This window comes from Streptomyces inhibens (assembly GCF_003389455.1).
Lineage (GTDB): Bacteria > Actinomycetota > Actinomycetes > Streptomycetales > Streptomycetaceae > Streptomyces > Streptomyces inhibens.
The window spans coordinates 1-10,591 of the sequence record NZ_QUAC01000123.1 but is presented as its reverse complement, the minus strand read 5'-3'; the positions used below and the strand labels follow the sequence as shown (position 1 = coordinate 10,591).

The window sequence follows — 10,591 nt, the reverse complement described above, 5'->3', positions numbered from 1 at the left end:
TGGCACAACTGGACCACCGGCGCCAAGACCAAACGATCCCTGATCGCCTACGACCACTGAGAACATCGGACTCATTCATCTAGTTGGGCCAGTGACCGGGATATGTGGCCGCACTGAGCGTTCTAGTTGGCCCGTCTGAGCGGTTCAGATCCTGTAACCGCAGGCCTGCAGGGTCGGGGTGGGGCGCGATGGCTCCGCTGCCCCGGCCCCCGCTGAACACCTACTTGGCCGGTCGGGCCAACGAGGCGCTCAGTCACAGCTTGTGTGACTGTGCGCTTTAGCTGGCGGATGAGCGGCTCGATGACGCTGTCGGGCAGGTCGGCCTCGTCGGTGCGGCGCACCCCGGGCTGCCGGCAGGTGACCATAGGGGAGTCAGGGACGACGAAGCCGGGGTGAGGTATTGCCTCCTGACGCAGTAGTCGGCCAGGGACGTGGCGAAGGCGGCGTGCAGCACCGCGCGCATCCCCTTACCGTGCGCGGAGCGGGCGCGTTCCCGACGAACAACTCAGCGCTGTACTGCTCGTAGGCCACGTCACGGATACGGACCTGCCAGGCCTCCAGCGTGCGTTCGACGGCACGGCCGAACTTGGCCACGATCTCGGCAGGGATGCTGCCGCTGGGCCGTCCGCCCGACTGTGCACCACCGGCGACCAGATCCGCTCTGACGTCCTTGAGTTCCTGGATCCCGCGGTGGAGCCTGAGTTCCTGCTCGACGGTAGAGCGTGCCGACATCAGCGCGGCGGCCCCGCCCTGCAGGGGCTGCAGTTCCTCGTCGATCAGGGCGATCTCCTAAAGGTTGTCCCGTAACTGGGAGCTGGGCCCCGGCTGAGCCAGCCACCTTGGCAGCGATCTTGCGGAGGCTGAGACTGTGCCTATGGAGATATCCCTGCGCGAACTTCAAGACAGCGATCTGCCGGTCTTCTGGAAACAGCTGACGGACCCCCAGTTGCAGCAGATGGCGGCTGTGACCAGGAAGTACCACTACGACCGAAACCACTTTGACCAGCACTGGGCAAAGGTACGCTCGGACCCGGCTGTGATTGTGCGAACCGTCCTCGCCGACGGTGTCGTAGCAGGGCACGCTGCTGTATTCGGACCGCCGTCCGAGCGCGAGGTCACGTATGCCGTCGGGCGCGCTCACTGGGGCCAAGGCGTTGCCACCGCGGCGCTCACCGAGCTGATCAAGCTGGAGCGCACCCGACCACTACACGCCGACGCAGCTGCTGACAATGCCGGCTCCCTTCGCGTGCTGGAGAAGTGCGGCTTTATCGTCGCGGGGCGCAGCCGGTGCTTCGCGCGAGCTCGTGACAAGGAGATCGATCTGGTGCGCTTGACGTTGAGCTGAGCACGGCGGGCCCGCGCAGGCAGCTCACCCAGACAGCGCGAGGTTGTGTAGACGGGCGATACTGCGCATGGCGTGGTGGACGCCGTCGCCCTTCAGACGGTAATCCCGAAGGATCTTCCAGCCCTTCATCCGGGCGAAGACGTGCTCGACGCGGGCTCGGGCCTTGCGGTGGGCAGCGTTGTGTCCTCTTTCCAGGCCGGCAGTTCGGTCTGGCCGCGTTCGCGGCGGTGCGCGATGACCAGGCCGGTGCCCCGGTAGCCACCGTCCGCGATCACCGTGGTGCGGCCCACGGCCGCCTTCGCACCGGACAGTTCCCCGCCCTGCAGTCGTTGCGGTTGCCAGGCACCGGTCGGCCGACAGCGACGACCAGGCGGGTGTCGACGTCAATGACTACCTGACGGTTGGCCGAGTAACAGTAGTTCTTCGACTGCTCGGCGATCGCACGGCCGGGTGCCTTCCACGAACAGCACGTTGTCCCTTCGCAACCGCTTACGCGGCTGCAGAGCGAGCGACGGCCCGAGGTGGCCGATGATGCGGTCAGCGGCCGACTACGAGACCCGAACAGCGGGGCGAGCTGCCGCAGGGTCAGGTTGGTGCGCCAATACGCGGCAACCAGCAGGACCCGGTTCACCAGCGGCGGACTCCACGGCCGACCCTTGCGCACCGGGTCCGCGCCTTCACGCCCCAGCGCGGTGATCAGCTTGCTGAACTGCCGCGGGCTCAGCCCCCGTGAACGGGGCCATCCACGATGGCTCAGACACCGTGATCACACCAGACACGGCAAGATCATCTCACCTGTGACCAGCAGTCACGGGACAGCCCTTAGTCTCTGCCGCCAACTGCTTCCGACGGCAGAAACGGAGGAGGGTAGGTGGGTTAGCCGCAATACCACTTACGTAGCTGGCCTTTGGCAGCCTGCGATGAGGACACCACCGCAGGTCAGAGGCTTGGAGCACGCCGTAAGTAAGCGGTATTGGGGTTAGCCGAAGAGAGGCCAGCTGCCTTCGACGGCGCAGGCGTAGCCGGGGTCGGCGCGGTCGCCGATCAGGTCGCAACGCAGGCACTGGCCGTCCTTGCCGACCGGCATGGTCACCAGCGGTGCCCTCTGCACCCCTTGCACCCCTCACCTCGGCACAGGAGTCGGGCGGCGAGGCCGCGGGAAGCCTGTTCGCGATGGATACGGCCGGTCGTCGAAGGAGAATGGCTACATGCGCACCCTGACGTTCATCGTCGGTACAGGCCGCAGCGGGTCGACCGCACTGTCCGGCATCGTCAATGCGCATCCGGACGTGCTCAGCCTCAATGAGCTGCTGTCGTCGGTGCAGAGCCGGGGCTTTCCCGAAGGCCTCCTCGGCGGTGGAGAGTTCTGGCGGCTGCTCGCCGACCCCAATCCGCTGTTCGAGTCCATGATCCGCAGCGGGGTACCGATGCCGGAGTTCGTCTACACCCGCCGCCCCGGACGGTTCGCGACGCAGACCACCGGCATCCCCGCCCTCTCCCTGATGGTACTTCCGCACCTCACCGACGATCCGGACGGACTGTTCGACGAGCTCAAGAAGCAGGTATGCCGCTGGCCGGACCGTAGTGCCGCGGAGCACTACGAGGCCCTGTTCGACCTGCTGTGCGTGCGATTCGGGCGGACAGCGGTCGTCGAGCGATCCGGCTATTCGACGGAGCGGGTGCCGCTCCTGCGCAGGGTCTTCCCGCAGGCGCGCTTCGTGCACCTCTTCAGGGACGGGCCCGACTGCGCCCTGTCCATGAGCCGGCATACGGGCTACCGGCTGATCCTCCTGTTGCGGGAAATCCTCGCGCGGACCGGCGCCGAGCGCCACGGCGACCTGACCCAGGACCAGATCCGTTCCCTGCCGCCCGAGCTGGCGTGGCTGCTGGCGGAGCGATTCGACCCCGCGCTCGTGCTGGACCGTGACCTGCCGCTGACCCGATTCGGGGCACTGTGGTCGGAGCTCGTCGCCCGGGGCGTGGACCATCTCAGCGACGTGCCTGCACCGATGCGAACCACGCTCGCCTACGAGGACCTGCTCGACGAGCCCCGCAAAGAGCTGACGCGACTGGCAGACTTCATCGGCGTCGAGCCGCTCCCGCAATGGCTCGATGCCGGGAGCGCGCGCCTGGACGGCAGCCGCCGGGGCACCTCCCGGCGACTGCCGACGGCTGAACTCGCCGCGCTGCGGGAGTGTTGCGCTCCCGGCGCACGCGCCCTGGCGGGCGGCGAGGGTTAGGCAGTGTCCGGCGGGTCAGTCGCCTCTTCATATGGACTACCTCCGCAGCAGTGCCTCCCTTTCGGTACCTGACCGCTGGTGCCCGCTGATCGGCGGCACAGCCGCCTGCTGGCGGGTCAGCCGGCCCAGATGCCCTCAGGCGAGAGCCGACATGCGAGGCGCCGGCCCGCGTCACTGATCGGGGCCGACCAGGACACGTCGGCGACCTGGCACCCGAAGCCGTCAGCGAGTGCCTGCACGAGCGTGGAGCCGACGCCCTGGCGCCGGTAGGCATCCGCCACCCAGACCAGGATGATGCGCGGGCGCAAAGTGTCGTCCTGGTCGCCGTACCATGACCCGTCGACCAGATCCCAGCGGCGGTGCTGGCTGATGTCGGGGGCGGCCAGGTAGCCGATGACGCACCCGTTCGCCTTCAAGAGGTACGCCCGCACGTTGTCCGCGGTCACCTCAAGCTCACCAAGGTGGAACCACGAGCGGAAGTCGTAGTGGTTCTCCTTCTGCGGCATCCGCGCCACCTGATAGACCAGCTTCCGCCACGCGATGGGCGACTGGGTCGTCACGACAGCCAGTCGCCCCACCACTCCAGGTTCATGGGCGCCCAGGTGCCGACCGCCCACGCCGCATGGTGGCAGTGTGCTCCCTACCGCCGTCCCAAGGCTCTCACAGGCTCACGCCGCAGGGGCACTCGCCGCCGCTCGGCATCGTCACAGCGCGGACTGGACGGGTGTCGCGCCATAACTGAGGTCCTGCTCTCTGCCACCCACCCAAGGCCGGATGGGCGCCTCATCCTTGGCGGGTTGAGTGCGATAGCTGCCGATCTTGACGTGAGCAACGAGGGGTGAGGGACATCGGAACGAAAACCGGTGCTAAAAGATTGTTGTATGTGGGTTCAGCGAGTGATCGAACTAACCGGGTGGGAGCCACTCGGGATCTCCGCCGACTGGGCGGCGATCGACGGAGAGCTGGGGGTTCCGCTGCCGGCGGACTACAAGGAGCTCTACGAGGCGTTCGGCGGCGGCGTCTTCAGTGATTCCGTCTACTTTCTGGGGCGCGACGAAGGCCTCGCGTTCGACTTCCTGACACAGTGGCGGGTCTCCCTGTCGGTCGACCAGGACAGCAAGCTCGGAGACGTCTCCGCCGTCGAGCCCTATGCGATCTACGCGCCGGGCGGCAAGGGGCTGGTCCCCTGGGGCTCCACCGAATGGGCCGACGAGTACTTCTGGCTGATCGATGCCGAGCGGCCGGGCGATTACCCCGTCCTTGCGCGGTCCGATGACGGCGGCGCATGGGACCGGTACGACATGTCCACCTCTGAGTTCCTCTACCGCGTCCTTGCCGATGCCGATTTTCAACCTTTCGGGATCGCGCAGTACGACCTCGGCACGACGTTCAAGCCCGGCTCCGGCGACCCCTTCGACGGCCAGCCGCTCTGACGAGAGGCTGGCCGTCCCACGTTCGTGGACACGACAGTGCCGTCGTTTCTCATCGAGACCCGTGAGCCAGATGATCACCAACTGCCTCCGGAACCGGTCGCCAAACGCTGTTCCTAGAGATCAACGAAGCCATCCCGTCTCTGCTTCTCGACCAGCGACAGCATCGGGCGAACCCACACGCTCCCGGCGGTCGCCTGACCGTTGAGGCGCACACCGCGCGCTGTGGCCCGGCGCGCAGGAACCTCAGGAACGCGCCGGGCAGCGAGTCGAAATCGACACCGCGGATCAGCTCCCGCTCGCCGGGAGCAAGCCAGCCATCACCGGATAACGCTAGTCGGTCGGCGAGCGCGTGGAGCCTGCTCCAGTCGCGGTCGAGCTCGGCTACGCGCAGCGCTTCGACCGTCGCCTCGACGTGTGGGAACCGAACGCACAAGGTGACCCAGCTCGGGCCATCACCCGACATGAAGTAGCCCGAGTAGCCGCCATACCAGATGCGGTCGATAGACGCGTCGCGCGCCCCGTCGACCGCATCTATGAAGGCAGCGGGCAGCTCGGAGTCGTCTCCCAGGGAGCTCGCGGCATCGACGTGCCCGACCCGGTCGAGCTCGACCGTGGCGTACCAGCGAGAGGGCCGGACGCGGATCTTCCGAGAGCGCGGGTTGCGTGGATCGGGGTCGAGGAGGTGATTCGCTCGGTCATGCGCCCTGCTCCTCGTCCCGCTGCTTGCGCTACCTCGCTGCCTTGCCCCGCAGCACTGGCTGCGCAGGCAGCGCACCGGAATCCAAGCCCTATGACCCCGCCCCACGGCCCAGCTGAGAAACTCTGCGCCGCTGCCGACGCCCCGGTATGCCTCCCCTGGTACCCAGAGTCCTGCAAAGCCTGGTGATGAACCGTTCGCTGGCTCGGTGAAGCACCGGACATGAAGGCGCCGCCGCCTCCGCTTCTGGAGACGGCGGAACAGCTCGCGCGTATCGCGCCCCTAACGGTGGTTGACTGCCAGGGACGGTTAAAGGCCGCTTGAACTGCCGGATCCGCCTGCCGAGGGGGATGAGGGGCGGTAGTGGTAGGCGAGGCCCGCGAGTTGGTTGGCTCGGGCGGTGCGGTGCGAATTGGCGTGATCGAACCGAGGCCGACGCCCGTGCAGCAGGAATGAGGTGATGCGGGCCAAGCGGCCGAGACTAGCGTTCATCGATGCACCCTCCACTGTCGCTACTCGGAGGGTACTGAGCGATCGCCGAACTCGTGACGAAATGAGCAAGTTCTCGCCGACACACTCCAGCGCGTCGGCGCTGATGCGGTGGACCGTCTCCTCGTCGCGCTCAGCGTCTGCCGAGGCACCGGGCATGCGACTCGTGGACACCTCGTGAACGGGATCATAGGACCACAGGCCTACGCGCGGTGAGGTGCTGCGATCCAGGGATTGCGGGCCGTGGCGGTGGTAGTCCACGCCGGTAGTCCACGCCACGCCGCTGCTCCAACGCGGCAAATCCCGGATCGTCTTGCAGCAGACACAGCCGCACCACGAGGCCCTGCAGCAGGGCGAGGCCGCTTGCTTCGGCGGCCGCGGGCAGCAACGTGGACCAGACCCCGCCCGCCGGGGAGAACGTCAGCCAGACGTCCCTGAAGTCGGCGCCCGGCGGGAAACCCTGTGCCTTCTTCAGCCTCTTCTCCTGATTGACCTCGTCGGCCGCAACACAGTTGCACAGGACGGCCCGCAACACGAGGTTGGCCGGCCCGTGCGCGGCACCGAGGACGAAGCGGATACTCATCTCGCCCAGGGCGCGCACCGCCATCCGCCGGATGTGCTTGAGAACGTCCTCGCCGTGCGAATTGTGCTCTACGCGGCCAGCCGGTGGCGCTGGGCGTCCTGCTCCGCGGCTCGGGCCAGGGCGAGTTGCTCTCCAATACTGCCCATCAGTCCGTAGATTTCCACCACCCGGTTGACCAGCGGCCCACAGCCCGAGAGACCGGCCTGCCCCAGGCTCTGCTCGGAATCCCAGCCTGCTTTGGCGCCGTGGCCGCTGTAAGCCTGCCAGCGCATCGCTACCACCTCCACGTCCTTGCGCCGCTCGACGACTGCCGCCTCACCCCGCACACCTGGCGGAGGAACGAACGAGGAGAAGCTCAGGGCTGAGGCCCACTGTTGCGTCATCCGCGCAGCGCACGCAGCAGGTACGACAACCGGTTCGGGGAAGGCGGCCAGGGCCCGACGAGTTGCTGCCGGACAGGCGCCTGACATCGGCCGCAAGTGGGTCCTGGGGCAGGTGCCGGGGCGGAATAGTCAGGGGCGCGGCAGATGGCCGAAAGAGGATGGGGCAGGGTAGGGGCCATGGTGACCTTGACCAGCCGGGCGGCGGACGCATCAGTCCGCTCGGCCGCATCCGTGGTGCTGCCGCACGACGCGCACTCGGTGTCGCTGAGCGTCAAGGGAGTGCAGACGCTGCTGTTCTACCGCCTCGACCAGCAGGAGCACGCCCGGCGCCGCAATGGACAGGCCGCCTTTCTCGCCCAGATAGGGGCGTTGGAGACACTGCTGCAGCTGCCGGTCAACGAGCCGGTAGAACTGGATGCGATGGGCCGCGCGCAGCGTGCCGCCGTGGACCGGCTCCCCGTCGGCGCCGTGGACACACGTGAGGGGTCTGTCATTCGGCGGGCGGTGCGCCCACTCACCGTCGACTTGGCAGTGGTGCGCGCCCGGTCGGCCGCCTGGCGGCACGGCCTGGCCCAGGCTGGTCAGTTCGCTCCGTTCTGCGCACGGGCGCTGCTGCTGGACGGGCCGATGACGGAGGTGGACGAGACGATGATGCAGGCCTCGTTCTACGGGATCGGCATCCTGCTGCCGGACGCCAGTGGTCTGCGCATGGCAGTGCAGCCGCAGCCCTACCGGCCGCAGCGGCACACCGCCGCGGCCTGGTGCTTCACCGAAGAGCTCTACCAGCGCCTGGCCTGACGCCGATTGCGTGCGTGGCCTACCCCGCCGGGGGAGCGTCGGCCGGCTGGAGCGTGGAGGCCGGCTGGCCGGCCCACCGCTTGAGCTGCTGGGGCGCGGTGAAGGCATCCGGCTGGCGCAGCGCGGCGTTGACCACGTCGTAGCGGTCCACGGCCTGCTGGCAGCGCAGCTGCCACCAGCTCGCACGCCGGGAGGCGTCCACCGCGTCAATCTTGCGTAGCCAGCCCATCAGCACCGCCGCATTGTGGGCCGCGGCGGGAACCTGCTCCGACAGGGTGGCGAAGGTGTCCAGCTGCCGTCCGTCGCAGGCAGCGCAGTAGCACGTCGGCGCCTGCACCGCGCCGAACCGGTCGGCGATCTTCCGGCCGAGGAAGAACGCCATGAGACCCTCCACCAGCACATGCGCAGACCCCGGTCCGCCACGGTGGGAGGTCTTGGCCGGCTGCGGGGGCGGGACGATGTGCCGCAGGCCGCTGGTCACCCCGAACGCGGTAAAGGCCGCGCCGTTGACCAGGGCACCAAACGCGGCCAGGTCGGCACGCAGGAGCCCGGTGTGCGCGACCTCGCCCAGTACCCGGACCAGATTGGCCACCGCCGCCGGGAAGTGCCCCAGCGGATCCATTTGCCCGCCCAGCATGAGCGCTTTGGCGCCAGGGACGAACTTCAGCACGGCGATGAGCTGCTTGACGGCATCGTCGCGCAGCCAGCCGACGTCGACGGGCACGGCGAACACGACGCGCGGGTCACCGAGATCGGCGATCCGGCGTGCGGCGGCCAGGAGCGCGCCGGAGTCCTCGGCGTGGATGTAGCCGGTCGGAGACATAGCCAGGCTTGCCCCGTGGGCGAGCTGGTCCTCGACGGCGTCGCTGAGCGGATCGCCGAAGGACAGCTGACCCTCGGTGGGGAACGGATCGCCCTCACTGGCCGCCTGCGCCTCATACACGGCCGGATCGGCTATCAGCAGGCCGGTGAAGGCGCCGGTCTCCCGTAACTGGCGGACCTTGGCCAGAGCCTTGGAGCCGCTGACGACGAGGCCGCTGCGGACGGGATCCAGCTGCTCGCTGATCCAGCCCACCCGCTGCGGGATGCTCTGCAGCAGCAGTCGGCCCTGCAGGCCGACGACCGCTGGCCCGACCGGCTGCGCGGGTACGCCGGACTGATCGGAAGCCGGGGATGTGGGGGTACGGGGATCGGTCATGGCCTCGCCTTCGAAACAGACGACACGGNGGGGTACGGGGATCGGTCATGGCCTCGCCTTCGAAACAGACGACACGGCCGCGCTGTGGCCCGGCGCGTAGAGCCTTGCGAAGTCCTCAGGCAGCACCAGCGCACAGGCCGCCGCATCCTTCAAGGCCGCCAGCCGCGCCATGGCACGGTCAGCCAGCCGGAAGACGGCCTGCGGGCTTTCGGCTGGCAGATCGACCGGCTCGGCCGTGCGGTAGCCGAGCGCCGACATCTCCACCATGGCACTGCGGTACTGCCATTCAGTGATTGTGTTGAGCGTCTGCGCCCGGCGCAGCAGGACAGCCATCGAAACCCCCCACTGCCGTTTCAGCTCGGCCAGACGCCCCAGATCCACGCCGGAAGCGAACGCAGATCGGATGTCCGCGGCCGGCATCAGGAACTCGGCGGCGAACGCGTCCGCCTCCTTCTCCTGCTCGGCGCCGCCAGGACCGTGATGCATCACCAGATGCCCCAGCTCGTGGGCGAGGCTGAAGCGGCAACGATCCGGCGGCGCCACCGTATTCAGCATCACCAGAGGAGCCCGAACACCGTCGAACTGGCTGACCGCGTCGAGATGAGCACCCCCCAACTCCCGTACCACGATGAGAATCCCAGCTGACTCCAGAGTGGCGATGACGTCATCAACCGGCCCGGGCGCCATCTCCCAGCCGCGACGTACGCGCCGTGCCGCGTCCTTCGCCGTAGTGAGGGCATCCAGCTCCACCCGGGCAAGGGAGTGGGCAACCAGCTCGTGCCGGGCCGCCGCAGCAAGCCCGTTGACCTGCAGACGGGTCAGCGCCAACTGCGCGTGAACACACCGCAGCGACGACGCCGTCAGCGCCGCCTTCTTGCGATGATGTACCAGCCCTACGCCCACGCCCTGGGCGTCCGGCTCCACCAAGCAGCAGCTCCGGCGGATAGCCCAACGCCGCGGCGTACAGGGTGAGACGCTTGCCACTCACCGTCAGCCTGCCCAACTCCGCGCGGCTGACGTACCCCTGAGAGACAGGTTCGCCAACTGACGCCTTGGCCATCGCGGCTGCGACCTCCGTCTGGGTCCAGCCCCTCGACTCGCGCGCCAGCACCAGCATCTCCGGCCGCGCGCCTACCCCCGCCACCCAATCCTCGAACCAACTCTCAAAATAGTAGGCCCAAATATTCCTGACTGGCGGGAAGTTTCCGCACACCGTCAAATAGTTCGCCCCACAGCTGACCCTGAGAACATGGAGCGGGCCTCGGGCCCGTCTTCCATGCCGAGGAAGCGGAACGCATCGTCACCTTCCGTGCACAGGCGTGACCCCAGCCCACCCGCCCCACTAAGAACTCCTAACGAAATGATCTTCGAGGTGGTTGGATCACTCCGGGACCGTTGATCCGGGGGTGTGGGGTGGCTCGGCCG

The 10,591-nt window shown here is 67.9% G+C and carries 9 protein-coding genes and 2 pseudogenes; 4 read left to right on the top strand and 7 right to left on the bottom strand.

Annotated features, from left to right (window positions below):
- Positions 1 to 874 precede the first annotated feature (874 nt).
- Entirely contained in the window at positions 875 to 1,345 is a 471-nt protein-coding gene (locus DY245_RS15580; protein WP_128507740.1) for a GNAT family N-acetyltransferase, read from the top strand.
- A gap of 24 nt (positions 1,346 to 1,369) precedes the next feature.
- Here the strand turns inward: DY245_RS15580 and DY245_RS15575 are convergent.
- Both DY245_RS15575 and DY245_RS47520 read right to left on the bottom strand, forming a co-directional pair.
- A pseudogene (locus DY245_RS15575) lies at positions 1,370 to 2,124 on the bottom strand (transposase).
- A 200-nt stretch (positions 2,125 to 2,324) separates the two neighbouring features.
- Positions 2,325 to 2,456, bottom strand: coding sequence for a hypothetical protein (locus DY245_RS47520; protein WP_280524975.1), 132 nt, complete (start codon positions 2,454 to 2,456; stop codon positions 2,325 to 2,327).
- A gap of 97 nt (positions 2,457 to 2,553) precedes the next feature.
- Here DY245_RS47520 and DY245_RS15570 point away from each other — a divergent pair, with 97 nt between their 5' ends.
- Positions 2,554 to 3,585, top strand: a complete 1,032-nt coding sequence (locus tag DY245_RS15570) for a sulfotransferase family protein (protein WP_128507738.1) — start codon at positions 2,554 to 2,556, stop codon at positions 3,583 to 3,585.
- A 116-nt stretch (positions 3,586 to 3,701) separates the two neighbouring features.
- Here DY245_RS15570 and DY245_RS15565 read toward each other — a convergent pair whose 3' ends face one another.
- The gene (locus DY245_RS15565; protein ID WP_128507736.1) at positions 3,702 to 4,145 is read right to left on the bottom strand and encodes a GNAT family N-acetyltransferase; all 444 of its coding nucleotides are present in this window, start codon (positions 4,143 to 4,145) and stop codon (positions 3,702 to 3,704) included.
- Positions 4,146 to 4,481: 336 nt separating this feature from the next.
- Between DY245_RS15565 and DY245_RS15560 the strand changes: the two genes are divergently transcribed.
- Positions 4,482 to 5,018 carry an SMI1/KNR4 family protein gene (locus DY245_RS15560; RefSeq protein ID WP_181923689.1) on the top strand — a complete coding sequence of 179 codons (537 nt, stop codon included), beginning with the start codon at positions 4,482 to 4,484 and terminating at the stop codon, positions 5,016 to 5,018.
- A 1,373-nt stretch (positions 5,019 to 6,391) separates the two neighbouring features.
- Here the strand turns inward: DY245_RS15560 and DY245_RS15555 are convergent.
- Together DY245_RS15555 and DY245_RS15550 are read right to left on the bottom strand one after the other, a co-directional pair.
- On the bottom strand, positions 6,392 to 6,787 hold the full coding sequence (locus DY245_RS15555) for a hypothetical protein (protein ID WP_128507732.1): 396 nt from the start codon (positions 6,785 to 6,787) through the stop codon (positions 6,392 to 6,394).
- 68 nt (positions 6,788 to 6,855) lie between these two features.
- The gene (locus tag DY245_RS15550; RefSeq protein WP_128507730.1) at positions 6,856 to 7,170 is read right to left on the bottom strand and encodes a hypothetical protein; all 315 of its coding nucleotides are present in this window, start codon (positions 7,168 to 7,170) and stop codon (positions 6,856 to 6,858) included.
- 177 nt (positions 7,171 to 7,347) lie between these two features.
- Between DY245_RS15550 and DY245_RS15545 the strand changes: the two genes are divergently transcribed.
- A complete protein-coding gene (locus DY245_RS15545) occupies positions 7,348 to 7,968 on the top strand; it encodes a hypothetical protein (RefSeq protein ID WP_128507728.1) in 621 nt (206 codons plus the stop codon).
- Positions 7,969 to 9,211: 1,243 nt separating this feature from the next.
- Here the strand turns inward: DY245_RS15545 and DY245_RS15535 are convergent.
- Positions 9,212 to 10,090, bottom strand: coding sequence for an ImmA/IrrE family metallo-endopeptidase (locus tag DY245_RS15535; protein WP_244943065.1), 879 nt, complete (start codon positions 10,088 to 10,090; stop codon positions 9,212 to 9,214).
- Between the two features lie 16 nt (positions 10,091 to 10,106).
- Positions 10,107 to 10,283: pseudogene (locus tag DY245_RS48265) on the bottom strand (helix-turn-helix domain-containing protein); the annotation flags it as partial.
- Between the last annotated feature and the right edge of the window lie 308 nt (positions 10,284 to 10,591).